This is a genomic window from Paenibacillus sp. SJS-P3 (assembly GCF_056711585.1).
The window spans coordinates 851,870-877,223 of record NZ_CM160043.1 but is presented as its reverse complement, the minus strand read 5'-3'; the positions used below and the strand labels follow the sequence as shown (position 1 = coordinate 877,223).

The 25,354-nt window shown below is 55.6% G+C and carries 23 protein-coding genes; 7 read left to right on the top strand and 16 right to left on the bottom strand.

Annotation, left to right across the window (positions count from 1 at the left end):
* Nucleotides 1-211: 211 nt before the first annotated feature.
* Nucleotides 212-733, bottom strand: coding sequence for a hypothetical protein (locus AC06G8_RS03995; protein ID WP_480284445.1), 522 nt, complete (start codon nucleotides 731-733; stop codon nucleotides 212-214).
* 135 nt (nucleotides 734-868) lie between these two features.
* Nucleotides 869-1,351: a toll/interleukin-1 receptor domain-containing protein gene (locus AC06G8_RS03990; RefSeq protein WP_480284444.1), complete on the bottom strand. Its 483-nt coding sequence runs from the start codon at nucleotides 1,349-1,351 to the stop codon at nucleotides 869-871.
* Nucleotides 1,352-2,266: 915 nt separating this feature from the next.
* On the opposite strand from AC06G8_RS03990, the gene AC06G8_RS03985 reads away from it, so the two are divergent.
* Together AC06G8_RS03985 and AC06G8_RS03980 are read left to right on the top strand one after the other, a co-directional pair.
* Nucleotides 2,267-2,761 carry a hypothetical protein gene (locus AC06G8_RS03985; RefSeq protein ID WP_480284443.1) on the top strand — a complete coding sequence of 165 codons (495 nt, stop codon included), beginning with the start codon at nucleotides 2,267-2,269 and terminating at the stop codon, nucleotides 2,759-2,761.
* A complete protein-coding gene (locus AC06G8_RS03980; protein WP_480284442.1) occupies nucleotides 2,752-2,910 on the top strand; it encodes a hypothetical protein in 159 nt (52 codons plus the stop codon). The genes AC06G8_RS03985 and AC06G8_RS03980 overlap by 10 nt, the downstream gene beginning before the upstream one ends.
* A 517-nt stretch (nucleotides 2,911-3,427) precedes the next feature.
* On the opposite strand, the gene AC06G8_RS03975 is transcribed toward AC06G8_RS03980, so the two are convergent.
* The 6 genes from AC06G8_RS03975 to AC06G8_RS03950 all read right to left on the bottom strand — a co-directional run bounded on the left by AC06G8_RS03975 (nucleotide 3,428) and on the right by AC06G8_RS03950 (nucleotide 9,992).
* The gene (locus AC06G8_RS03975; protein ID WP_480284441.1) at nucleotides 3,428-4,183 is read right to left on the bottom strand and encodes an Ig-like domain-containing protein; all 756 of its coding nucleotides are present in this window, start codon (nucleotides 4,181-4,183) and stop codon (nucleotides 3,428-3,430) included.
* Entirely contained in the window at nucleotides 4,180-4,476 is a 297-nt protein-coding gene (locus tag AC06G8_RS03970) for a hypothetical protein (protein ID WP_480284440.1), read from the bottom strand. Before AC06G8_RS03970 ends, AC06G8_RS03975 begins: the two co-directional genes overlap by 4 nt.
* Nucleotides 4,477-4,686: 210 nt before the next feature.
* A complete protein-coding gene (locus tag AC06G8_RS03965; RefSeq protein WP_480284439.1) occupies nucleotides 4,687-6,312 on the bottom strand; it encodes an extracellular solute-binding protein in 1,626 nt (541 codons plus the stop codon).
* A gap of 803 nt (nucleotides 6,313-7,115) precedes the next feature.
* Entirely contained in the window at nucleotides 7,116-8,003 is an 888-nt protein-coding gene (locus tag AC06G8_RS03960) for a carbohydrate ABC transporter permease (RefSeq protein ID WP_480284438.1), read from the bottom strand.
* A gap of 12 nt (nucleotides 8,004-8,015) precedes the next feature.
* Complete coding sequence (locus AC06G8_RS03955) at nucleotides 8,016-8,930, bottom strand: ABC transporter permease (RefSeq protein ID WP_447662404.1); 915 nt, start codon at nucleotides 8,928-8,930, stop codon at nucleotides 8,016-8,018.
* Nucleotides 8,931-8,945: 15 nt separating this feature from the next.
* Entirely contained in the window at nucleotides 8,946-9,992 is a 1,047-nt protein-coding gene (locus AC06G8_RS03950) for a LacI family DNA-binding transcriptional regulator (protein ID WP_447662403.1), read from the bottom strand.
* 306 nt (nucleotides 9,993-10,298) lie between these two features.
* Here AC06G8_RS03950 and AC06G8_RS03945 point away from each other — a divergent pair, with 306 nt between their 5' ends.
* Together AC06G8_RS03945 and AC06G8_RS03940 are read left to right on the top strand one after the other, a co-directional pair.
* Nucleotides 10,299-11,315: a LacI family DNA-binding transcriptional regulator gene (locus AC06G8_RS03945; RefSeq protein ID WP_480284437.1), complete on the top strand. Its 1,017-nt coding sequence runs from the start codon at nucleotides 10,299-10,301 to the stop codon at nucleotides 11,313-11,315.
* A 242-nt stretch (nucleotides 11,316-11,557) separates the two neighbouring features.
* Complete coding sequence (locus tag AC06G8_RS03940) at nucleotides 11,558-13,066, top strand: glycoside hydrolase family 30 protein (RefSeq protein WP_480284436.1); 1,509 nt, start codon at nucleotides 11,558-11,560, stop codon at nucleotides 13,064-13,066.
* A gap of 126 nt (nucleotides 13,067-13,192) precedes the next feature.
* Here the strand turns inward: AC06G8_RS03940 and AC06G8_RS03935 are convergent, their stop codons facing one another.
* Entirely contained in the window at nucleotides 13,193-14,020 is an 828-nt protein-coding gene (locus AC06G8_RS03935; protein ID WP_480284435.1) for a DUF4362 domain-containing protein, read from the bottom strand.
* A 567-nt stretch (nucleotides 14,021-14,587) separates the two neighbouring features.
* On the opposite strand from AC06G8_RS03935, the gene hflX reads away from it, so the two are divergent.
* Nucleotides 14,588-15,877 carry a GTPase HflX gene (gene hflX / locus AC06G8_RS03930; RefSeq protein ID WP_480284434.1) on the top strand — a complete coding sequence of 430 codons (1,290 nt, stop codon included), beginning with the start codon at nucleotides 14,588-14,590 and terminating at the stop codon, nucleotides 15,875-15,877.
* A gap of 257 nt (nucleotides 15,878-16,134) precedes the next feature.
* Here the strand turns inward: hflX and AC06G8_RS03925 are convergent, their stop codons facing one another.
* Complete coding sequence (locus tag AC06G8_RS03925; protein WP_447662396.1) at nucleotides 16,135-17,067, bottom strand: manganese-dependent inorganic pyrophosphatase; 933 nt, start codon at nucleotides 17,065-17,067, stop codon at nucleotides 16,135-16,137.
* 250 nt (nucleotides 17,068-17,317) lie between these two features.
* Here AC06G8_RS03925 and AC06G8_RS03920 point away from each other — a divergent pair, with 250 nt between their 5' ends.
* Entirely contained in the window at nucleotides 17,318-17,560 is a 243-nt protein-coding gene (locus tag AC06G8_RS03920) for a hypothetical protein (protein WP_447662395.1), read from the top strand.
* On the opposite strand, the gene AC06G8_RS03915 is transcribed toward AC06G8_RS03920, so the two are convergent.
* The 3 genes from AC06G8_RS03915 to AC06G8_RS03905 form a co-directional block, all read right to left on the bottom strand.
* Nucleotides 17,545-18,705, bottom strand: a complete 1,161-nt coding sequence (locus AC06G8_RS03915) for an MFS transporter (protein WP_480284433.1) — start codon at nucleotides 18,703-18,705, stop codon at nucleotides 17,545-17,547. The genes AC06G8_RS03920 and AC06G8_RS03915 overlap by 16 nt on opposite strands.
* Nucleotides 18,706-18,998: 293 nt before the next feature.
* On the bottom strand, nucleotides 18,999-20,624 hold the full coding sequence (locus AC06G8_RS03910) for an MDR family MFS transporter (RefSeq protein WP_480284432.1): 1,626 nt from the start codon (nucleotides 20,622-20,624) through the stop codon (nucleotides 18,999-19,001).
* Between the two features lie 253 nt (nucleotides 20,625-20,877).
* Nucleotides 20,878-21,510 carry a TVP38/TMEM64 family protein gene (locus AC06G8_RS03905; protein WP_480285381.1) on the bottom strand — a complete coding sequence of 211 codons (633 nt, stop codon included), beginning with the start codon at nucleotides 21,508-21,510 and terminating at the stop codon, nucleotides 20,878-20,880.
* Between the two features lie 552 nt (nucleotides 21,511-22,062).
* Here AC06G8_RS03905 and AC06G8_RS03900 point away from each other — a divergent pair.
* The gene (locus tag AC06G8_RS03900) at nucleotides 22,063-22,824 is read left to right on the top strand and encodes a ZIP family metal transporter (RefSeq protein ID WP_480284431.1); all 762 of its coding nucleotides are present in this window, start codon (nucleotides 22,063-22,065) and stop codon (nucleotides 22,822-22,824) included.
* 663 nt (nucleotides 22,825-23,487) lie between these two features.
* On the opposite strand, the gene AC06G8_RS03895 is transcribed toward AC06G8_RS03900, so the two are convergent.
* The 3 genes from AC06G8_RS03895 to AC06G8_RS03885 form a co-directional block, all read right to left on the bottom strand.
* Complete coding sequence (locus AC06G8_RS03895) at nucleotides 23,488-24,267, bottom strand: DsbA family oxidoreductase (protein WP_480284430.1); 780 nt, start codon at nucleotides 24,265-24,267, stop codon at nucleotides 23,488-23,490.
* Between the two features lie 105 nt (nucleotides 24,268-24,372).
* On the bottom strand, nucleotides 24,373-24,747 hold the full coding sequence (locus AC06G8_RS03890; RefSeq protein WP_480284429.1) for an ArsR/SmtB family transcription factor: 375 nt from the start codon (nucleotides 24,745-24,747) through the stop codon (nucleotides 24,373-24,375).
* Between the two features lie 3 nt (nucleotides 24,748-24,750).
* Nucleotides 24,751-25,188 (bottom strand): SRPBCC family protein, encoded by a 438-nt coding sequence (locus tag AC06G8_RS03885; protein ID WP_480284428.1) that lies wholly within the window; start codon nucleotides 25,186-25,188, stop codon nucleotides 24,751-24,753.
* Between the last annotated feature and the right edge of the window lie 166 nt (nucleotides 25,189-25,354).

The following is a 25,354-nucleotide window of genomic DNA, read 5'->3' as shown; positions in this document are numbered from 1 at the left end:
CTTTAAATTGCCGTCTCCTCCTGCTCTCACATTATATTTTATTTACAAAAAAGCTAATTTCATCCTATTTCACCGTTATTTATGATACGGTTCTCCGCGCTGTCTGTAACGGCAAGTTTTGCAAAGGTATGGTTAATTCGTTCTTACCTCTCCTTCTCATTTACCTAAAACAAAAAAGGACACCTGTAAGTGTCCTTAAACTTGAAACTCACTAACTTTTTCTTACACTCAAACCAGAATTAGGCTTAGGTATAGCGTTAAATTTAGCTCTTGGATCTCTTAGTGTAGAAAGTAATTTAGCTGCATCAACAGGTTGTCCTATCATCCCTTGAGATTCTGGCCGTGGGTCATCAACTTCTTTTGCTCGATAAATATGCAAATGTCCTATCTTCTCATCAATTACACGTGAACAAAGCCCTCTAATGTAATAAGAATTAAACTCTCCTTCAGCTAGGGTCTCATTCGCTGTATAGGGGACATCTTTTTCAATGAATCCTCGACCGCCTGGCTTTCTAGCTATTTCCTTTGCCGCTATATATTCCTTGAGTTTCCTTGCAAATGACTCGTCATTTCCATTCTTGGCATATTCTTTTAGTAGTTCTGGATAAATAATCTTACCCGTTTCTGTGAGTCTACCACTAATATATAAGCTACCATTCTGAATATCGAGTTCAATTTCTTTCATCATGTATTCCCTTGTTGTTTTGTCTAAGTTCTCCAAATGCAAACCCATTTCTGTCTCTCCCTTTACTAATCATGTAGAACAAAGAGGTTCCAAAAATTAGTATAATATTTCTAGTTGCAACTATTAAACTACACGATGTTCCAAGCACCTAGATGAAAGATGAGGGCTAGTTGACGCTTACTCTTAGGGGGCGACCAGCTCTGCGAGCTTGTCTGCAACGTCTGCCATTGGTTCTTCTGCAGTGTCTAGGCCGGTTCGCGAACCGAGCAATGGACTGACATCGCGGAGCTCTTCATACGTGGTCTCGTGCACAATTGGAACAAGTTGATCACGAGCGAGGAGTGCTGAAAGTTCTTTGTCTGCGATACCCTCTGATTTAAGGCGTTTTAGCAAAGCAGGGGTCACCAGCACAATCCCAACTCGCGAGTTCGCCAAACCCTTGTCGATGGAGCGAAGCAACGGCACACCAAGGATTGCGTCCTTCTCGCTGAACCAGACAGAGACACCACGTGACTCAAGCAGATCGTGCAGATCCTTGGCAACCCCCTTCCGGTCGTCCCATGCATGGCAGAGAAAAACGTCCCGAAGGTCAGGCTTCTCAATTGCCAGTTTTTCGACGTTGTTGCGGATTGGTGTAAGTGCCCGAACTTCTGCAGGCGTGTACAACACTGTGGAATCTGCTCTCGACCATTTCGCCTTTATACTGCGGCTGCCGGAACTGCTGCCACTGCTTCGGCTGCCCCCACTTGACTGGGTGTAAGACGGGGACGAATACGTCTCGTAGGTTCTGTAACCACCACCATAGCCTCCACGCCGCCCCCGACACGCTGGGCAATTTTCTGCGGCACTCGCTGAGCTATGTCCCCTTACTGGAGCCGTGCATCTAGCCATGTTTCAACCTCCTTTGAATGAGTAGTTCTGACATATTATACCGCCTATTTAAAACACATACATGCCCTGAATACATATGATCCCTCCTGTTTTTATTGGGACAGGAAGATTTCCTTCTATGTAGTGACCCCCCAGCTTTTTGTCGCTCTACTAATCCGCATCATCTATTTCGAACAAAAAGCCGAACGCTTTATGAACATTTTGTCATAATATCAAGTTTTTCTTGTCTACCAATCTAGCATCTGATACTATGAATTCATTGAGTAGAAGAAACGGACAAGCATTTAGTAGAATATTCAATGTCCCCACATTGAGTATTACCGAGCGGACAAGTGGAAGTACTCTGTCCCATCTTTATTGTATATCTTTCCCATTAATTAAGTCAAAAGGGCTAAAGTCGCTATTAGGCGATTTTAGCCCTTTTTCGTCTGTTTTTCCCGAAAACAGGTACAAATACCCCCTTAATCTTGCGCTATCTCGCTAGCACTCGATTTTATTGAGTGCTAACAAATCGCAATGAAAAAATTTTAAAATATATATTATTTACTTGAGAGAGTCCTTAGTTCTAGGGCTCTTATCTTTTATTTAAGAAGGGAGACTATTAAATGAGAATCATCAAAGTACACACCGATGTTGACGACTTGGCACAATCTTCACAGAGGCGGGAACACATGACGAGGAGGACGAAGAATGGCTGAACGAACAAGCGAGAAGAAACTGACGACAGGTGAGCTCATCGTTCAGAAAATGAAAGAAACGTTCGACAGGAGCAGCAATAACGGAAACGTTTGGGTAATGGCCGTTACAGCAACGTCCTTTTGTGAAGACGAGAACGGTGATAACAGCAGTCTCGTCGAGCCGAAACCCTCGCATCGCGTCCGTGTGGTGCTGCGAATCCGTGAACCCGGCGAAGAAGCAAATCCGTACGTTGACGGCTCGGACTTCTTCCTTGAAGTGGACGAACAGCAACAGGTAGTGGAATTCGTCTGGGAAGACGAAAGCTTTGCCGATGCGCCGCTGTTGCACGGCTCCCAAGTTCTCACCGCAATACGATGGACAAGCGAACTGACCGAGTCGTTACTGTGCATTCGGCTCGAAGACCTATTTTCAAACAAGAAGACACAAGAACGAGAAGAGATCGAGGTGAAACTAGGGACGGCAGGAGTTGATGAAACGTGGATGTGACAACCAACCCATACGAGACGTACAAGCGACTCGTCGAAGAAGAAGACAGCCTCTTGGAGCAGCTGGAGGCTTGCGAACTGACGCAAAGCGCCATTTTCGACCTCTTCTACAAGAGCGAGGAACCAATCAACCTCCAAGTGGTCAAATAGATCCTCAGCACCGTCCACGCCATCGATCTGCGTCTCCAGTCCGAGTTGCTTGTTCTTCGGCTGGAGAAGACAACCGTTGCCCGGCAGTTGAAAAGTTTTTGTGAGCTGAACCGCTTCTCCTCTTTCACCCGCCCTGTCGCACTTTCAAGCGCACCAAGACTTTTCAGCCGCTCTTCACCTGTCCTCTGCCGCCCTGTCGAAGACTCGCAACCCAAACCAAAAACGGCACAACGTGGTTGCGCCTCCTAGACAAAACAAAACGATTGCCAAGCGACTGTCACAGTTCAATCCAACAGTGCTGCACTCGACGTACTTCCATGTGTCTTAAGGACTTTCCGCTGCACCAACGCTGCTCTCAACTGCACTTTCCTTCACCAGTCTGGATAGTGCGGCTCAGTTCGGGCCAACAGTGCGAATGCTCAGACTCTGAAACCCCATGCCCCACAAGAAATCTTCCATTCAGAGCGGCAGTGCGGCTCGAACCTGAAAGTTCGACAGTGACGAACGAAGATTTCAGTCACTTGATCTTGTCATCCAACACAGCCGGGCTGAGCAGAAAATCCTTGCTCGCAATCAGCGTCTGGATATCGGAGACCTTTTCAATCGTTATTACCATTTCCTTGCCGCTGGCATTAGGAGGAATGACGATCTTGATCTCATCGTCGAGGCTGACTTCCCCCGCTTGGCCAGCGGGAAGCGTTAAATGGCCGTTTGTGGAGATGATTCTAGAGTCGCTCGCCGGCGGCGGTGTAGAGGAGCCGCCACTGCCGCTGTTAGTGTCACTCGGTGTCAGTGTTGAGCCGCCGTTCGTTGCGACCGTTATGCTTTCGCTCCCATTCGAGCTATTGCCCAGCATATCAACAGCCTTGACGGTATAGGTATACGTCCTTGAAGCGGAAAGACCGGCATCGACATAAGTGCTATCCGACGTTTCTTCAATGAGCGTCCCATCGCGGAAAATCTGATAGCTGGATATACCCGACTCGTCGTGCGCCGAGAGCTGGAGCGTAATGGAGCTTGTCGTGACGGCACCCGCCGTGACCGTTACCTGATCCGGCGCGGTCGTATCCGCAAGTACCCCATAGATGGAGAAATGGCTGACCGACGCCTTGACTCCGTTGCCCGACACTTGGGAAGGCTGATAATCCCACTTGCCTGTCCGTTCGTTGAAATAGAAAATAGCGAGTTTGCAACGATCTGAATTCTCGTCAAACCCGAGTGTAATCTCTACAGGCTGATCGATGGTTAGGCCTGCAAATTGAAAATCGATCACTTGTCCGGCTTTGGCCAGCTTGACGGCTCCGACGGAGCGGCGTTTGAATCCTTCACCGTCAATGTCGCCCCTTCGGGAATGACCAGTCCGTCAGGCAGCTTGATCGTGAGCCCGCCAAGGTAGGTCAGCGTACGGACCGAAGGGTCTAATTTGATCGGCTCTCCAATGACATCTTTGCGGATGACAGTGACCACATATGCTGTGTTTGCGCCGTCTTCAGCCGTCACCGTAATCCCAATGGGGTTCGGCCCGACGACCAAGCTTGAAGCGTTGTAGGCATACACATGATCCATTACCGAAAGGTAAGTCGCCCCCGCAACCGTCAGAGCTTGGGCAGGATCCAGACTGAAAAGAAAGTGCTTCCTGTCAGGTTGTAAAAGTATAAGTATTTTAATAGAAAAAATAAATCTGCCGCGACATCGAACAGAAAAAAGGTCCCAAGGAGTTCATCTCCAAGGGACGGCAGGCAATAACTTTATATCGATTGCAATTGCAGAAACTCCTTACTGAATGCCCTTCTCGTCATAGTACTTGTTGGCTTGTTCCTTCACGTAATCCATCACTTGATCGACACCGGCCGCCTTCAGCTGCTTGCGGTACGTTTCCAGCGCTTTGTCCACATTCGGCACCAGACCCATCATGAGCGGCATACCGTACTGCTGAATGACCTGGTTGACCGCAGCCTGCTGCGATTTCACCGGCTTGTAGTCCATGATGATCGGAGAGAAGATATTCGGCTTGCTTTCGGCCTTGAATTCCTCGAGCAGCGTCGGGAATTGCTTCCATCCCCCGGCTTGCTCTTCTTTGATCAGGCTTTCCACACGCCAGCCCCAGCTTGTAATGCCGTAGTTCTTGAAGGTTTTGTCGTTTTCCTTGCCCTTTGGAGGCGTAATGACCAGCTTGCCGTCTTCGCTCAGATTGTAGTCCAAGTCCTTGATGCCGTAGGTGAGCAGGTCGAAATACTTCTCGTCCGTCCGGATTTTTTCCAGCGCCATCAGCGAGCGCTCCGGATTTTTCGAGCTTTTTGGTATCGCCATCGCGTTGTTGACCGACAGCGTCGGCATCGCGTAGTTATGGAAGCGCGTGAACGGGAAGTACCCGTACTCGGCCGCGCCTTTGTTCGCCTTCTCGGCATCGACGATGAATCCGCCGGCGCCGGGAGCGTTGCGCCAGTAAGCTCCGCCCGTGCCTGCCTTGAGGGCATCGCCGGCTTCCTTCTGCGAGGACAGCGTATCTGAGGTCCAGAAGCCTTTTTCCGACCATGTCTTCATGCGCTTGACGAACTGCTCGAACTCCGGCGTCTCGGCATAGTTGATAATATCGCGCGGCGTATCATAGGATTTTGCGACGATGACGCCGCTGTCTCCGCCGATCTGCTCGTAGCCTTCATAGGCTTTGAAAAGCGTGAATACTTCGTTCCAGGCCTTGCCGTTGATCGGCGTGACCTTCTTCTGCGTTTTGACGGCTTCCAGGTACGCTTCGATCGAATCGAGATCCTTGATCTCCGGCACGTTCAGCTCCTTGCGCCAGTCCTCGCGATAGACGAGCCCGTCAGGCGTGTACTCCGGATATGTGCTCGGTACGGCAAAGATCTTTCCTTGAACCGTCGCTTCCGTCCAGTCCTGCTTCGGCACGGTTTTCCACGTTTCCGGCATATACGTCGGGATCAGGTCCGTCAGATCCTTGAACGCGCCTTGATCCGCGAACTTGTAGTAATCGGCCCAGGTGGAGGCGAACACCATGTCCACCTTCTCGCCGGACGTCAGCAGCAGGTTGTATTTCGTCTGCCAGTCGTTCCAGGTCGTGAAGTTCAACTTGATCGTAGCGTTGATGTCCTTCTCCAGCATTTTGTTGATTTCTTCCTGTACCTGCGGGCTGTCCTTGTGGCTGTCGCCGAGCACGTACCAGACGAGCTCCACCTTCTTGGACGTGTCGATCTTCGCCGGATCAGCCGACGGAGCTGCTCCGTTGTTCGCGGCAGCGCCGCCATTGGCTGCAGCAGCTCCGGTGTTTTCGGCGCTGCCGTTGTTGCCGCTGTTTCCGTTGTTTCCGTTTCCGCTGCAGGCTGTCAGCACTCCTGCCAGCAGCACCGTGGTCATCGCCAGGCCGACTGTTTTCTTTTTGTTCATGATAGACTTCCTCCTAGTTAGGTTATGCAAAATGGCAACCCCGATCCGTTTTCTTTCACGTTCCTTGCTCTCGTTTTTTGCTCTCGTTCCTTCATGTCTCTCTTATCATCGCGTCTGCTTGCCGGACTCGCAGAAAGGAGCCATTCGGCTTGCAAAAGCGACCGCTGACGCTTCTTCATGAGCCAGCCCACGTCGTAAGCGCTTTCCGACTTGCTTTTCAGCCGCCCCATGACTGTCGGTGCGCCCGTTTCTTCCTAAAGGCGCGGAAGCAGAGCGAGTTCGCGCCTCCTGATCCTAACTCGGGAGCGGAGCGAGTTCGCTCTTCCCCTGCTCCCTTAGCGCGGACGAGCGGCGCGAGTTCGCTATTCTCTTCTCTCCTCAGCGGAAGGGCGGAGCGAGTTGCCCTTCCCTTCCCCAAGCGTGAGAGCGGAGCGAGTTCGCGCAATCGGAGGGGTAATCCATCCGCGAGGGGATGGAGCGGGCGGAATAGCTCTGGAAAAGCGTCAGCGGTCGCCTTTGAAGCCGGATTTCCACAGCCGAATGGCTTAGTGGATCGAAGAAATCCGGGTTCAACAGCGATTGGAAGGGCTATCCGCCTGCGGAATCCCTGAGCGTGCTTCGGAGCATCCCAGTAGAATCCCTGAGCGTGCTTCGGAGCATCCCAGCAGAATCCCTGAGCGTGCTTCGGAGCATCCCAGCGGAATCCCTGAGCGTGCTTCGGAGCATCCCAGCAGAATCCCTGAGCGTGCTTCGAAGCATGCCTGCGCAATTACGCGAGCCACGTTTGCGGAAAAGGCGAGCCATCACCCCTTCACCGCCCCAATGGTCAGCCCCTTCACAAAGAAGCGCTGCACGAACGGATACAAGAAAATAATCGGGCCCGTCACAATGACAGCGGCAGCCATCTTGAGCGTCTCGGCCGGCGGCTTGAAGTCCGGCGACAGATTGCCCGCAATGCTCGTCTTGAGCACGGCTGCGCTGGCGAGAATCTTGTACAGCAGAAACTGCAGCGGATACTTCGACTCCGTCGTGATGAACAGATTGGCCGTGAACCAATCATTCCAGTAGGCCAGCGCCATGAACAATCCGATCGTCGCCAAGCCTGGAGCCGACAGCGGCAGGATCAGCTTGCGGTAGATGGTGAAGTCGCCGGCGCCGTCGATCTTGGCCGACTCGGAGATCGACTCCGGAATCGATTTCATGAAGTTCTTCATGAGAATGATGTTCCAGGCGCTGAGCAGGCCTGGAAGCAGCAGCGCCAAGTAGTTGTCCTTGAGCTGCAGATGGTTGACGATGAGGATGTACCAGGGAATCAGGCCGCCGCTGAACAGCGTCGTGAAGTAGATGAAGAACGCCAGATTGCCCCGGTATTTGAAATCCTGTCGGGACAGGACGTATCCCGCCATCGAGGTGAGGAACAGCCCCAGCACCGTCCCGCATATCGTCAGCAGGATGGATACCCGGTAGGCGTTGAAGATCTGCGTCGGATCGCTGAAGACGGCGCGGTAGGCATCCACGGAGAATTGATCCGGGACGAGCTTGAAGCCCTCGGTGATGATCTCGTTCTCCGAGGAGAACGATCCCGACACGATGAGCAGGAACGGCAGCAGGCAGAGCAGGGCGAAGAGCGTCATCAAGACGTATCCGATCGCGTTGAATACATGGGTCGATTTCTCCGTGCGGATTTTCATGAGCGGCTCCTCCTAGAACAACGCGTAGTCTTTATGCGTTTTGCGAATGATGTAGTTCACCGTAACGACCAGCACCAGTCCGAAGAAGCTCTGGTACAGTCCCGCGGCCGTGCCCATGCCGATATCGAAGTTGACGGCAAGCGAGCGGTAGACGTACGTGTCGATGATGTCCGTCGAGTTGTAAAGGACGCCGTTGCTGCCGATGATCTGGTAGAACAGATCGAACTGCCCTTTCAAAATGCCTCCCAGACTGAGCAGGATCAGCAGGATGAAGGTCGGAACGAGCATCGGAAGCGTAATGTAGCGGATCCGCTTGAAAATATTCGCTCCGTCGATCTTCGCGGCTTCATGGTATTCGTCGCTGATGCTCATGATCGCGGCCAAATAGATGATCGTGCCGTAGCCGAGCCCTTTCCAGATGTTGAAGAAGATGATGATGTACTTCCACGGAGCGGTGTGCAGGTAGAAATCATACGGCTGCAGGCCGAGCTGGACCAGCACCGTGTTGATGACGCCGTTGCTGGAGTTGAAAAGGTTGAACACAAAGGCTCCGACCAGAACGAACGAGACGAAGAAGGGCAGGAACATGATGGATTGCGTCAGCTTGCGGAACCATTTGCCCGGCAGCTCGCTGAGGAAGATCGCGCAGAGCAGCTGGAGCGCGTTGCCCAGCAGGATGAAGGCCAGATTGTAGAGGACGGTGTTTTTGGTCAGGTTCCACAGCACGCCCGAATCGTAGAGAAACTTGAAGTTCTGCATGCCGACGAACTCGCTGCCGAACAGGCCGCCCTCGAAGTCGAAGTTCGTGAAGGCGTAGTAGACGCCGACCATGGGGATATACGAGAAGATGACGAAAAAGATCAGGGCAGGCAGGATCATGAGAAACATGATTCGGTTGCGGGACAGCTCTTGGAGAAAGCCTTTCATTGGATTACCTCCGGCTTAGTCGGATGATGGTTGCTGTAATCGATTTCTTTTTACCTCGAAAAGGGATGATTGCCGGACAAGCAGCTTGGATCTCACCTGGAACGTTCTCTTGTCCGCGTACTGGTTGCCGCCAAGCTGATCGATCAGCTTCTCGGCGAGCAGAGCGCCCATGCTGTACTTGGGCTGGTCCACCGTGCTGAGCGTCGGCGATATGTACTTGCTGACCCGGTTGTTGTCGACGCCGATGACCGCTATGTCCTCCGGGATCGAAAGGCCTCTCTCGGAGCAGGCCCGATAGATGCCCAGCGCCATCTCGTCATTGGCTGCAAACACTGCGGTAAACGGATAGCCTTTGTCCATGAGGCGGTGGAACGCATCATAGCCGCCATTCTCGCTGAAGCCGCCGTTCTCGATCAGCTCCGGTACGAACGGCAGTCCCGCCAGCCGGAGCGCTTTCATATACCCCTCCAGCCGCTCGTAGCTGTCGGTCGCATCCGCGAATCCGCTCAGGAATGCCAGCCGCTCATGCCCTTGGATCGTCAGGTGGCTGACCGCTTCCTGGGCTGCTCCTACATTGTCCGTGTACACGCAAGGAATGAGCGGATGGTCGATCGATCTGCCGATCAGCCCGATCGCATAGCCTTTCTCCGCGTAGGCTGCCAGTTCGGCATCCGTCAGCTTGGGCGTGATGAGAATGATGCCGTCCACCGTCCGGTTCATGACGAGCGTCATGTAGTCGGATTCCTTCTCCTTCTGGTTCTGAGCGTCGCAAATGATGATTTTGTAGTGCAGCGAATTGGCCGTATTCTCGATTCCTTTGATGATTTCCGCGTAGTAAGAGACCAGAATGTCCGAGACGATCACTCCGATCGTCATCGTGCGCAGCGCCCGCAGGCTTTTGGCGGAAGCGTTCGGCATGAAGCTCAGCTCCCGGATCGCCTCTTCGACGCGCAATCTCGTCTTGGCGCTCACCGCCCCGCTTTCGTTGAGCACCCGGGACACCGTAGCGACCGATACGCGGGCCGCCTTGGCCACGTCGCTGATCGTGCTGTCTGCTTTCATGTCTTTCAACTCATTCACATTCTCTCTTGCTTCAACTTGGCTCGTAATGTTATCGATTACATTTTGAATGAAAAAAAATGGCTCCGCCAGGAAGAAGGGCAATCTTCCTTGATTTCCCATTCCATTTCTGTCCAGCGGTTACATTTCGGAGTATATCAAGGTCGGAAAACGATTACAAGAACTTTTTTAGGTTGTGCCTCCCGGGTTGGATCGACTAAAATGAAAGCAATGCTGAAAACGATTACAGTTCCCTTTGCTTCTTCCAGCCGATCGGAACTAGTCCTACTATAAAGGTTGATGTCTATCATGGATGTGAAGATTGTCGATGTCGCCCAGCGAGCCGGCGTCTCTACCGCCACCGTGTCCAGGGTGCTGAACGACAGCTCCGGCGTCACGGCCAATACCAAAGAGAAAGTGCTTCAGGCGATCAAGGAGTTGGGGTATTACCCCAACGCCGTCGCCAAAAACCTGCGCGTGCAGAAGACGAAGACCATCGCGGTCATCGTGCAGGATATCAACGTGTCCTATTTCACGGAGATCATCAAGGGAATGGAGAACATGGCTTACGTGAAGCATTACAAGGTGCTGATCTGCGATGCCGAGAACCAGCCGTCCAAGGAGCTGGAATACCTTACGCTCCTGATGAACCGCACTGTGGACGCCGCGATCCTGGTCGCTCCCGCGATCCCCGATTCCGACATCCTCGACATTGCCGGCAGAGGCTACGCCATCGGCATCGTCGGCCGCCACATCGAGCATGAAGGCGTGCCCTGCATCTATACCGACAACGTCAAATTTTCCACCGAGGTCGTGACCCACCTGGTCGAGATGGGCCATACGAATATCGCCTTCCTCAGCGGTTATGCGGAATCGATCGACAGCTACGAGCGGCTGGAAGGATACATGAAGGCGCTCAAGGAGCATCGCCTCCCGTTCCGTCCCGAGCTGATCGAGAACGGGAACTTCAGCGAGGCAGGCGGCTACGAGGCGATGGAGCGGCTGCTGTCGCGCTCCGGCGGCTTCACCGCCGTCTATGCCGCCAACGACGAGATGGCGCTCGGCATCTACAAGAGCTGCAGGGAGCGCGGCATCCGCATACCCGAGGACCTCGCTGTCGTAGGCGTCGACAACAACCGCATCAGCAAGTACATCACCCCGACGCTCAGCACCGTCAACCAGCCGAAATATACGATGGGAGCCCTTATCGTCGAGAAGCTGATCGACTCTATGAACGAAGACCTGTTCAGCGATAGGCGCGTGTTCAAGGTCGATTCCGAGCTGCTGGTGCGGAGCTCATCCTCCTTCCAGCGGAACCCATCGTGAAGGCTGCGGACCCGAAATTTTCGGCCTTGATTTTTGGATAACGATCCCTTACGATATTTTCACCCGGTAAACGCTTCCAAAAAAGCGGGAATCCGGGTTTTGTCCCCAATATTTTGTAATCGATTACAGAATGGGAGGTGCTCTATAGTTCCCCGCTGGAAACTGGATTTCATTTTTTCCCTAGCGGCTCAACGAAGGCATATGCAACCTTGAATCACTTATCCCCGAAAGGAGAATGATTGATGATGGCTTGGAAAAAGAAAACCGCCTCTGTCGTGCTGGCCGCGGCGCTTGTCGCTGCAGGAGGCTCCTACGCCCCTCAGCCGGCCAAGGCTGCAGGCGAACAGGTCGAAGTCTGGATCTCCACCTCCGACCCGAACTCCGAGCCGGCTGTAGGCCTCAGTCCGAGCGCCCGCCTGACGCGGATCGGCGACAAGAGCTTCAGCGGCAGCGCGGGCAGCGCCGATTATACGATCACGGTGAACGAGGGCACGACCTACCAGCAGATGGACGGCTTCGGCGTATCCCTCACCGATTCCTCCGCCTGGCTGCTGAACTACAAGCTCGACGCGAACAAGCGGGCCGAGGTCATGGAGAAGCTGTTCGGCAATACAGGCATCGGGCTCAGCGTCCTGCGGCAGCCGATGGGCAGCTCGGACTTCACCTGGAGCGCCTATACGTATGCGGACACGGCGGGCGATACGGCTCTCAACAATTTCAGCATCAGCCGCGACCAGTCGTACATCATTCCGATGATCAAGGCCGCCCAGGCCAAAAAACCCGGCATCAAAGTATTCGCTTCCCCTTGGAGCGCCCCGGCCTGGATGAAATATTCCGGGACGCTGAACGGCGGCAAGCTCAAGGCCGAATACTACGGCACCTACGCCGAGTATTTCAAGAAATACATTCAAGCCTATCAGGGCCAAGGAATTCCGATCTACGCGGTCACCGTGCAGAACGAGCCGCTGTATGAGCCGACCCATTACCCGTCCATGGGCATGAACACCCAGGATGAGATCGGCTTCATCGGCGACTATCTCGGACCGACGCTGAAAAACGCCGGCATCAATACGAAAATCATCGCCTTCGACCACAACTATCTGGATTGGAACTTCCCGAATACCGTCATCACCAGCCTCAAAAATGCAGGCAAGGGTGGCTATGTGTCCGGCAGCGCCTTCCACCATTACGACAGCGGCGACGGCTCGCAGATGACCTCGATGCACAATGCCCATCCGGACAAGGATGTCTGGTTCACAGAGGGCGGCTTCGGCAACTGGAACGATCCGCAGAACGGCACGTCGCAAGGCTTCGATACGATGATGAACGAGTTCATCAACATCACGCGCAACTGGTCCAAGTCCATCATCCTGTGGAATGCGGCGCTTGACCAGAAGGACGGCCCTTCGCTGCTCGGCGACAACAACAGCAACAAAGGCATGATTACGATCCAGAACTCCGACAACAACAACAGCAGGCCGGAAAATATCGTCACGTACAAAAAGCAGTACTACCTGCTCGGGCACTTCAGCAAATTCGTCGTTCCCGGCGCGTACCGGATCTCGACGAACACGGGCAGCGAGATCAAGGATGTCGCGTTCAAAAACCCGGACGGCTCCAAAGTCGTCGTCGCCTACAACTCCTCGACCTCTGCCCGCAACGTGAAAATCCAGTGGGGCAGCCAGAGCTTCAACGTGACGATTCCGGCCAAATCCGCCATGACTTACAAATGGTACGGCACGGCTTCCTGACGGATACCCTCCTCGCCCCTCAGCTTCGTGCATAGCGGCGAAGACAGACGAACAAGCAGCCTGCCCGGCTGCTTGTTTTTGTCTTGCTTTCGTTCGACCCGCTGCTATGGACAGCTTTTGTCTGCCTCACGGATGGTCCAGATACAGGCTGAACCTCCCGCCCTCGGCGCTGCCCTCTCCACAGGAAGCGAGAACGTACTCCGTCCCGTCATCCTTCTTCTTCCCCTCGATCGATCGGCAAAAATCAACCGACTTCCTAGGCGATCCGAACGCGTCATGCGTATTGTCGTATCTGTGCATGATCGTCTTTCCATCAAAGGACAGATTATCGAAGACAGGGTCGCCTTCAATCGTATAATGAACAATCTGGAGCTCGTCCTGGACGCCAGCCTCCACATTCGCGATAAATGTCCCCCATTGATCCCGGTTCCTCGTCAAGCCACGGCCATTCACGAAATCACCGTTGGCCGCCGCTTGATCCGCCCCGTACTTCAGCCCCCAGATCAGATCGTACAATTGGCGGGTCGATGCCTCCGTCAGCGTGTAGCCCGTCCCCATGTCGGATACATACGCATACATGCCTCGCTTCGACCGGGCATCGAGCCATAGGTGAATCTCCTTCCGCTTGCCGTCTTCCGTGACCGCGACGTCGTAATCCGGCTGGGCCACGTCGAGAATGCCTTCGATTTTCGTGGCGGATCGGATCGCCTTCTCGAAGGCTTTGATCTGACCTTTTTCCGAAAAGCTGCCGTAAAGAGCCGCATTGACTTGGCCAAAGCGGAGCGAGCGGCTCACCGTGACCCCGTCGGCCGCCCTGGCAGCTGAAGCTGGCTCCGCGATAGAAACGGGACTGGCGGCTGGCGGCGATGCTCCGCCTCCACTTTGTCCATCCCCGCAGCCGCCAGCGCCGGCAAGCATGGCCGCAGCTGCCAATAAGACGATTGATTTCCGCATAAATAACACCTCCACATTCCCTGACGGCAATAGCCGGCAAATGGTTGTCGCTCCACTCCCTTTTCTTGCTTCCGCTCTCTCTTCCCCCAACTCGGCTCCTTCATCCGGAGCTTGACTGCCCCTGTCCAGGCATGCGCCCCGGTTGCGTTTCCCTGGAATCATATGGTACACTCAAACCACTTTGAATTTGAACGGAGGGTTACGTGTGATTAACTGCATCCGAGTTCGCACGGTGCGTCGCTAATTGAATAGCGCCCATGTTCTGCCTTGCGCAGGGAACTCAGATGTGGTCTGTCCACGTACATAGCTCTAGCTGCCTCCATTTCGGCCTATCCGCCCCCAAGGTGCGGGAAGGCCGCCGTGGCGGCTCTATATGAGGCTATGCCTGGAAAGGAAGGGTCAGCGATTGTCATCGCCGCCCTTCCTGCCGCCGCCATATCCAGCAGACCTACGAAGGACACGGGCTTTTTATGCCTGTGTCCTTTTTGCTGCTTCCCGAATCAGGGTATCCTATATGTAACCAGGCGGCTGCAATGCCACTCGCACATCGAAAGGAAGATCAACCTTATGACCATAGCGCCAAAAGAACAAGCCATCCTCGTGGGCGTCCACGAGCAGAACAACCATCAATTCGCCTACTCCATGGAGGAGCTGCGCAATCTGGCGGAAGCCTGCAACGTCGAGACCGTCACGGAGCTGACGCAGAAGGCGGAGCGGATCCACAAAACCCATTATCTCGGCTCCGGCAAAATCGAGGAGCTCGCCGCGCTGGTGGAGCAGTTCGACCAGCCGACCGTCATCTGCAACAACGAGCTGTCCCCTTCCCAGATCCGCAACCTGGAAGCGGAGCTCAAGACCAAGGTCATCGACCGCACGATTCTGATTCTCGACATCTTTGCCGAGCGGGCTCAGACGAGAGAAGCGCAGCTGCAGGTCGAAGTCGCCCGGCTCAGCTACATGCTGCCCCGTCTGGTCGGCCTGCGGGAATCGCTGGGCCGCCAGGGCGGCGGGGGCGGATCGGGCCTCGCCAACCGCGGTGCCGGAGAGACCAAGCTCGAGCTGGACCGCAGACGGATCGAGGAGCGCATCCACGGGCTTGAGAGCGAGCTGGAGAAGCTTGTCGCCCAGCGCCAGATCCAGCGGCAGCGCCGCAAGAAGAACGAAATTCCCGTCGTCTGCCTCGTCGGCTACACGAACGCGGGCAAATCGACGCTGCTCAACGCCATGGTCGACACCTTCCATCCGGATTCGGGCAAAGGCGTGCTCGCGAAGGATATGCTTTTCGCCACGCTGGAGACGTCCGTGCGCAGCATCGAGCTGCCGGACCGCAAGTCGTTCCTGCTGACCGATACGGTCGGATTCGTCAGCGGGCTTCCCCATCATCTCATCAAGGCATTCCGCTCCACGCTGGAGGAAGTATCCGAAGCCGACCTGCTCGTGCATGTCGTCGATACGTCCAATCCCGAGTACGCGCAGCAGATCCGGGTGACGGAAGAGACGCTGAAGGAGCTTCGCGCCGATCATATTCCGATGCTGTATGCCTACAACAAGTCGGATCTGGCGGATGTCTCTTATCCGCGCGTGGAGGACAGCCGCGTCTATCTGTCCGCATATCGCCGCGAAGGCGTCGACGAGCTGGTCGACTCGATCCGCAAGAGCATTTTCACCGACTATGTCGAGACCGAGATTGTCGTGCCTTACGACAAGGGCAGCTGGGTCGCCTTCTTCAACGACAACGCCCATATTCTCGAAACCGAATACGAGGAAGGCGGAACACGGCTCAAGCTGGAATGCCGCGAGGCGGACTTGAACCGGTTCAAGAGCGAGGTCGGCATCCCAGAAACGAATGAATCTTAAGAGCATCTCATAAGAAGGAAAAGCATTCCGGGAGAGTTTCCGGAATGCTTTTTTTTTGTTTCCCGCAAAAGACAGCGTCTCGAGACGCGCACATCTCCATCATCCCAGGTCAATACAGGATGAAGGCGCAGGTCAGATTAGAAACGGCTCCAGTCATGAATTCCGCCCGGTCCGAGTCATCGCAGATCGAAAGCTCCTTGCCAAGCAGGATTAAAAAAGCCTCCTTCCCTTATAAGGGAAAGAGGCTTTTCGTACGCTTACTTCTTCGCCAGAATTTCCGTCAGAACCGGAACAACCTGCGATTTGCGGGACACGATGCCCTTCAGCGTCGCCTTGTTGTCGTCCAGCTTCACGCCGAACGCTTCCTCGAAGGCAGCCGTGTGCTTGCCGAGAGCGATCGCGACGGAGTCGTTGTTGATGATGTCCGTCGTGACGAACACGAACAGATCCAATCCTTTGGAAGCGATGATCGCGTTCAGCGCCGCTTCGACTTCCGCCTGGCGGGAGAGCACATCGTTCAGGTCAACGGCGTTGACTTGAGCGATCTCGACCTTGGCTGCGCCCATGGAGAATTCCTTGGAGTCGAGGCTGATCAGGTCGGCGACTGTCTTGTCGCTGAGATCAGCGCCGGCCTTGAGCATGCTCAGGCCGTAGCTGTCGGCGTCGACGCCGGCGATCCCAGCGAGCTCGCGCGCCGCTGCGACGTCCTGCTCCGTGCAGGTCGGGGACTTGAACAGCAGGGAGTCGGAGATGATGGCGGACAGCATCAGGCCGGCGATTTCCTTGCGCGGCGACAGGCCGTTCTCCTTGAAGATCTTCAGCAGGATCGTAGCCGTGCATCCGACCGGCTCGGCGCGGTAGTACAGCGGCGCCTTCGTCTCGAAGTTCGCGATGCGGTGATGGTCGATGACCTCGATGACCGTCACCTCGTCGATATCGGATGCGCTCTGCTGGCGCTCGTTATGGTCGACGAGAATAACTTGCTTCGCCTCGGCGGCGACAGCCTCGACGAGGCGCGGAGCGCCGACGCCGAACTGGTCGAGAGCGTATTGGGTTTCTCCGCTCACCGTTCCGAGGCGGATCGCCTCGGCGTTCCAGCCGAGCTGGTTTTTCAGGTCCGCGTAGGCGATCGCGGAGCAAATCGTATCCGTATCGGGGTTCTTATGGCCAAAAACAAGTACTTTTTCCATCATCGTACTCCTTCGTCAATGAATTCATAAGCTCGTCCCCGATTATACCGTAAATCTCCGGGTGTCACCATACCTGCGCAGCGAAAAACCGACCATTCCGATCATCTTTAGCTTCGAGCCTCCGAGGAGATCCGCCCAATCCGATGCGTACGAGCTTTCATATGCTGAGATCAAGGGTAAATTTCTTATGCGAAACCATACTTGGACTCTACAGCTGCCCATCCATGAACAGAAGCGAGGCGAAGCTACCATGTATGCCATCGGACAAAAATACCGCCATCTCCTGACCCAGGAGGTCGTGCAAATTTATTTCATCTACCGGCACTCGATAACGAAAAAGGAAACGATCTTCGATCTCGTCAGCGCCGTCTCCGACAGCGACTGCTCCTCCGAGGTCGAGCTGAGTGACGCCCTGCGCAGGTCGGACATGCGCAAGCTCCGCGTCTGGCATGTGATGGAGGACACGTTCAAGCACTATTACGACCGGGCTTGAGCTGCATCCTCCCGCGAAGAAGCTCGGTACAGCCCGATTCCGAACAGCAGGCCGGCAAGGGACAAGCCCGATATCGTCAGGTATAGCACATGGCCGCCAAGGCGGTCATACAGCCACCCTCCTCCGTAAGAAGCGACGATGCCCGACACGCCGAAGAAGAGCAGAGCGAGCACCGTCTGCCCCGTCGCGCGCCATTCCTCCGGAACGATCCGGTACAGGTACTGGATCGCAGCCGAATAGAAGACCGGGAACGTGACGATCTGAAGCAGCTGGATCGCAACGAGGCCGTAAGGCTCCGTGATCCACGCGGACAGGAAGAAGCGGATGAAGTAAAAGAAGCCGGCGATAGAGATGAGCAGCATCTCCTTGCCGCGGCGGAGCCACCAGAAGCTCAGCGCGAAGACAACAATCTCGCTGCCGGCGGCCAGGAACCAGGCTTGGCCGACCAGCTCGGACTTGCCGCCAAGCTCCCTGATGTAGACGCCGAGGAAGGTATCGTTGATCCGCTGCGGCACGGCACTGATGAAGATGAGCAGCAGGAACAGCTGCGTCCTCCGATTGGAGAGGAATACCCGCAGGCTGGCGACCGTGACGGGCTTGCCCGACACTTCGGCATCGGGCAGCATAAGCGCCACCAGCAGGCTGACGATGCCTGCGCCCGCGAACAGCCAGGACAAGCTGCCTGCTCCGAGGTAAGACATGACGTAGCCGACCGCCAGCGACATGACGGCATAACCGAGCGCTCCGTAGGTGCGGATGGAGCCGTAGCTCGTCCCCAGCCGCTCCGCGGTCCGGAAGTTCAGGCTCTCGATGAGCGGATCGACCGGCATCAGGAAGAAGTACATGAGCATGGCGAACAGCAGCAGCATGCCGAAGCTCGAGGAGTCGTACAGGAAGTAGCCGATGGCGGACGAGCAGGCCACGAGCAGGAGCAGCACCTTCTGCACGGTGCGCATCCGGTCGCTGATCATGCCCCAGAGCGGCTGGGCGATGATCGTGATGAAGCCGCCCGTTCCCGTGATGAGGCCGATGCGGGCCGGACTCAGTCCTTGATCGCTCAGATAGACCGGCATGAACGATAAGAACATGGCCAGCAGGGCGAAATAGAGAAAATTAAATGCTTTGATCGGAGCTGTTCCACGCATAGGGCGTACCTCTTTCTTTCCAGGTTTCCATTTATTCGAACTAGAGTAGGGCCAAGGTTGCTTTCTCTACATTCAAACTTGCTGACCCGCAATTCAAACTTGCTTTTCCTGAAATCGAAACTTGCATTCCTCGAAATCGAAACTTGCTTTTCCTGGAGCCCAAAAGACATTACGCCAGTGTAGCACAAAAAAGGCCGCTCCGCATCCTGAAAATCAGGATGGGAAGCGGCCTGCGGCCCGAACGAATCGGTGTGCTCTGATGAGGCTCCGCGTTCAGCGTTCAGCTTGCCGGATCAATGCATCGCAGCCGCATGCTCCTGTTCCTGGCGGGCGACCTCCTGCGGATCCATTCTGCCGCTGCCCATGAAGAAGGAGAACACAAGAGCGATGGCCGCGGGCAGGATCGCCCAAGCGAAGGTATGCACGATGGAGGAGCTGAGCGCCGAGGTGATGGAGTCGAGAACCTCCTGCGGAATATGCTTGCGGGCTTCGGGATCCAGCAGCTGGCGCGGATCCTTGAAGCTCAGACCCTCCGGCAGGCCGGCTCCTCCGGCTGCCCCTGCGACAGCTCCGCCCGCCGTGCCGCCCGCTCCAGCGGCATCGGCGCCGGCAGCCGCTCCCGGAGCGGCTGCCGCTCCGCCAAGCAGATCTTTCATGCGGCCGCTGAACAGATGGCTCTGGACGATGCCGAACACCGTAATGCCGAGCGCCATGCCGAGCGAACGCAGGAAGTTCAGCGTCGCGCTGGCAGTCCCCCGGTCCGAGACAGGCACGGAGAAGATGGCTGCATTGCTGAGTACCGAGAACGAAGCGCCGATGCCCAGGCCGACCAGAATCATGAACAGCCTCAGCGTCCAGATGTTCGTTCCCTCGCCGATCGTCGCGAGCAGCACGAGGCCGAGCACGAGGATGGCAAGAGTCGGCATCATGAGGGTCCGGTACTTCAGCTTGGTCATGAGGAAGCCGCCCATCGTTGCCGTCACGACCGAACCGACCATCATCGGCAGAAGCACGAGGCCGGAGTTGGTCGCTCTTCCGCCCAGCACGCCCTGCACGAAGATCGGAATGTAGACGGATGCCGTCACGAAGGCGGCGCCGCTGAAGATGCCGATCAGATTGCTGGAGAGGAATTCACGGTTGCGGAACATGCCGAACGTAATGATTGGCTCCTTGGCCCGCAGCTCGAACACGACGAACAGAATCGTGAGTACGGCAAATCCGGCGAACAGACCGGATATTTGAATGGAATCCCAAGCGTAGGTTTTCCCGCCGAACTCCAAGGCGAACATCAGGCAGACGACCGCTCCGACCAGCGTTGCCGCGCCTCCCCAGTCGATGACTTGCTTGGCATGCTTAGGCGATTCCTTGTAGAAGATTGCGATGAAGGCAAGCGCGATCAAGCCAAGCGGAAGATTGATGTAGAAAACCCATTCCCAATGGATATGGTCCGTGATGTAAGCTCCGAGCAGCGGTCCGAAGATGCTGGAGAGGCCGAATACGGCGCCGAACAGACCGCCCAGCTTGCCCCTCGCGCTTGCCGGCACGGCATCGAACATGATCGTGAAGGCGATCGGTACGAGCGCTCCGCCCCCGATGCCCTGAATGGCCCGGTAAATGGCCAGCTGTTCGATGGAAGTCGCGGTGCCGCAAAGCGCCGAGCCCGCCATGAACACGATGATGCCGAAGATATAGAATCTCTTGCGGCCGTACATATCGGACAGCTTGCCGAAGATCGGCATGCCCGCCATTTCCGCTACCATATACGCCGAAGTGACCCAGACGAATTTGTCCAGTCCTCCAAGCTCGCTGACGATGGTCCCCATAGCCGTCGATACGATCGTCTGGTCCATGGAAGCCATCAGAATGCCGAGCAGCAATCCGGCCACGATGAGGCCCGTGCTGCGTGAGGCTTGCGCCATGATAAATCCCCTGCCCTTCCCCTGTCTGTTGCCGGCCTCGAGGGCCGGACGCTTCCCCTATTATATAGAGGAGCCTTGATGCGAAAATCAGTCCGGAGACTGATTTCAGTCTGACTGAAACAGTCTGGACAAAGATGCTTACCGCAAAGACTTCATGCCTGGCCGATTCATCGGCGGAATCTCCTTCGCTTGTGCAACCAGACTAACAGAAGCACCCTGACAACTGATTGTCAGGGTGCTTGGAGTACGTGAACTAATTTCCGCCTGCGGCTTGAGCTGCGTCCGTAGCCGCCTCTTTGCGCATGAAGCGGGTTTCGATTCTTTTGCATACATACCAGGAGAGCACGATGAACAGAACCACGTAGACGAGCTGGAGCGGATCCCGGTAAAAGCGGGCGATGTCATGGCCGACAAAGGAAACGGCCAACGCCATGACCGCTTTGCCGGCGGCGACGGCGGCCAGAAAACGAAGCACGCTCATGCGGGATACGGCAGCGGCCATGTTCACGAGCACGAACGGACCGACCGGAAACAGGCTCAGTACCAACACATAGCTGAAACCGTTGCGGCGAATCCAGTCCATGCTGGCCTTCACCTTGGGCTTCGCAGCCCAGCGGCGGGCGATGCGGTGGCCGGCCGCGGTGCGCACCAGCAGGAACGTAGCCATGCAGCCGGCCACCAGGCCGATCCACGAGTATAAAAAGCCAGGCCACAGGCCGTATACGGCGGCGTTGACGCCGACGATCAGAATCGTCGGAAGCGGCGGAACGAACGATTTCAGGAAGGTCAAAAGGATGCCTGGGAGCGGTCCGTAGGAACGGTATTCTCCGAGCAGCCGGTGCAGATTTTCTTCCGTCATATAGTCAAGCAGGTCGGATATCATAATCGATGCCCCTTTGGCCGGCTCTAGCTGCATAAGTTGCAACTGGCAGGATGATCCTATTCAGTATGCCCATTGTATCGGCAAGCGGCAAGGAAATAAAGTCCCGCCTGGCGCCGAAGGGAAAAAGTCCAGGCAAGCAGGACAAACATGTTCCGCCCGTGAGCGGCATACTTTATGGCGAAGCCTCGCGGCAGGTTGACGGAAGTGTTCGCAGATTCGAACCGTTCATGGTAATGAACTCAAGGGATGGGGAGAAGAGGCGTACGGAAGGGAAGCTGAGCATGGTCGGAATGGAATGTCGAGGCCGGGCGGTAGAGAATCAAGGCGGAACGATGAAAGTCGGAGCTGGCCAGGCTGATCATCGTGACGGACGGGATGGACGTTGGAGCCGACAGGCAGGTCATCGAGATCGACGGGATGGAAGGAATCGGCTGCCGCTGCCTCCATAATAGTTGACTACTCCCCTTACGGGGGCAACAATAGTTTCAATGGTGGACCTTTCCACCGGAATTGAATGAACTTTCCCGGCTTTGCGCCGGAGCAAGGAGAATGGCTATGAATCCGATCCTGCTGGGGTCGCTGGCCACGGCCATGTGCACTGCGGTCGGCGCGCTGCCCGCCCTCTTCATCAGCTCCATGACCCATCGCGGCAAAGACGTACTGCTCGCTTTCACTGCCGGCATCATGGTATCCGCATCGACCTATGGCCTCATCCCAAGCGCTCTCAAGCTGTCCAATCTAGGCGTGCTTACGATCGGCATCCTGCTCGGCACATTCGTGCTTATGCTGCTGGAACTGCTCATTCCGCATACCGACACCGTCCACGGCGAGCTTCCGCAGCCGCTGCACTCGCAGAGCGGCGGATGGTTCGGCCTGGACCGGAATTCATCGCTCTTCCTCACCGCCATGGCGCTGCACAATCTGCCGGAGGGCTTATCTGTCGGCGTCAGCTACAGCAGCGGCGAAATCCAGCTCGGACCGATCGTAGCCGTCAGCATCGGCTTGCAGAATATTCCGGAAGGCTTCCTGACGGCACTGTTCCTGATTACTCAGGGTACAAAACGCGCTTACGCCGTCCTCATGGCCGTCGGAACCGGGCTTCTGGAGTTCATTGCGGCTCTCCTTGGAGGCAGCTTTGCCGCAGCCATGGAGCCGGTCGTCCCTTACGGCCTCGCCTTCGCGGCCGGAGCCATGCTTTTCGTCGTGTACAAGGAGCTTATTCCGGAGAGCCACGGGGATGGACATGCAAGAACCGCCACACTCTCGTTCATCGCCGGGCTTCTGACGATGATCTCGCTGACCCACGCGCTTGGTTGAATCCGACGAACATACGACTCGCGGCCACGGCCATATGCTGTTTGGCTATTCATTTGGGCGTAGGGGCGCGAGGTGAAGCAAGCACGACATTTTTCAAAGAGCTTTCTTGCGAATGAGACCCATCGCTCATTCTTTCGGACATAGGATCCGTTATTTGCTCCTTTAGCCGCGATTCGGCTGATTATCGGACATAGGATCCGTTATTTGCTCCTTTAGCCGCGATTCGGCTGATTATCGGACATACGATCCGTTATTCTGCCGTTACAGGCTCAAAATGACGGAAAATGGGACAAATAACGGATCTGATGTCCGATAAATCCATTTTTTCGCCAATTTCGTCCAAATAACGGATCTGATGTCCGATCGAGCAGCCTTTGCCCGAATAAGCTTATGATATGGTCTGGCGTCTAGTGTTTAGTGCCTGATGCTGAATGCCAAATGTCTGGTGCGGGTGTCTCGTGTGGTTTGTATCTGCCGGTATCCGGTGTCCGGTGTCCGGTGTCTGGTACCTGCTGTCTGCTGTCTGGAGTCTGGTATGCAGTGTCAGCGGGTTTAAATATGATTTCATATGCGTCTCATGCCCGCTCCAAACACGCCAGTTGCCTGCATATCCGCAACAAAGAAGAGGCAAGCTGCTATCGCAGCTTGCCTCTTCAGCCTTTATTATTTGCCGCTTGGGTCCGGGACAGCGCAGCTCCCGTCGTCGCAAGCGTCCCCATCCCCCGTTGCTGCAGGAACGGCGCAGACTCCATCCGCGCAATCCTCGCCTGCGGCAGCTCCGGCTTGTACGGAATCCGCGGCAGCGGCTGCGCGCTCCGACCAAGCCTGCTCCAGCGCCTGGAGGAATACGGATGGAGGCTGAGCGCCGGAAACGCCGTATTTGCGATCCAGGACGTAGAAAGGAACTCCCTGGATGCCCAGCTCGGAGCCTTCCTGCTCGTCTCTCCTCGTCTCGGCCTCAAATCGACCCGAAGCGAGAACCTCTGCCGCTCCCGCCGCATCCAGCCCTGCTTCAGCCGCAAGCTCCGTCAGCGTCTGGCGATCTTCGAGAAGCCGTCCTTGTTCGAAGTAAGCACGGAACAGCCCTTCGGAAAGGGCGTTGCCCTTGCCCTGCTGTGATGCCCAGTGCATCAGCCGGTGGGCATCGAACGTATTGCCCGTCTTCATCGCGTCGAAATCGAAGGTCAAGCCGAGCTCGGCGGCCTGGCTGCCGACGTTCGCATTGCTGGCCTTCGCTTGTTCCAATGGGAATCCGTATTTGCGCGACAGCAGTTCATGAACGCTGGTACCCGGTACGTGCTTGGCATTCGGGTCCAGCTCGAAGCTGCGGTATACGATCTCGACCTTGTCCCGATGCGGGAACGATTGCAGAGCCAACTCAAACCTCTTCTTGCCGATATAACAAAACGGACATGCATAGTCGGACCAAATCTCTACCTTCATGCTGCCTTCCTCCCGTTGTTTCAAATCCGTCTCAACTAACTGTAACTAAGTAAGTTACATTATTATAGCATAGCCGGGTTTCATCGATCAAACGAACGGCCTGTCCTATTTCCCGTCCTGTGCGGCCGGCCGATCCGATTTCTCGCCAGCTGCATCATGCTCCGTCTCCGCAATCATCTTCAGCATGCCCAGCTTGTTGTCCCAATAACGTTCGAAGAAGGCGAGCCAGCGCCGAAGCTCCAGCAGGGGATCGGGATTCATCCGGTACCGGGTCTCGCGCCCGACACGCCGTTCATGGAGAAGTCCTGCATCGGATAAAATATGCAGATGCTTGGATACGGCAGCCCTTGTCATGGAAAAATGAGGAGTGATGCCTTTAAGCGGAAGCTCCTCCCCGGTACGAAGCAGCTGCAGCAGCTCCCGGCGAGTCGGATCCGCTATCGCCTGAAACACGTCATGCCGCTGTTCCTTCGCCTCCATGCGTCAGGAGACGAACATGCCGGCGAGCTTCTGAACCATTTTGTCCCAGCCGCCGTTCATGTTGCCCCGCACCTGGTTGTGAGGCTGTCCGAATTCCGTCCTTCCTTCCTCCAGCCAGCCGGAGTGGATCAAGGTGAATTCCGTCACATCCCGCTCCAGCTCGCGCAGCTCGAACGTGATGGACCATTGTTCTCCCCAGGCGAAGCTCAACCGGTGAGGAGGCGACAGCTCGGTTACTTTGCATTTGGAATCTCCGAAGGGACCCGCATGCAAAATGAACTCCGCTCCATCCTCCGGTGTGAACGTATTGGGCATGAACCAGGAGGCGATGCCCTCGGAAGTAGCCGCCTTCTCCCATACGAGAGCGATGGGGGCGTTGATGATCTGGGTCTGGCGGATATCGGGCAGCGACCGGCCCGGCTGCATGTTGTTGTCGGTCATGAGATACAGCTCCTCTTTGCGTATGAGTTTCATTTCAATTTTAGGATACCATACGGTATCCTAATTCGACAAATGGATTTCACTGCAAATCAATCCCACCATCCCCGGGCGTTGATGCGCAGATTCCCATCGCTTGAGTAGATGCGCAGATTCCCATCGCTTGATA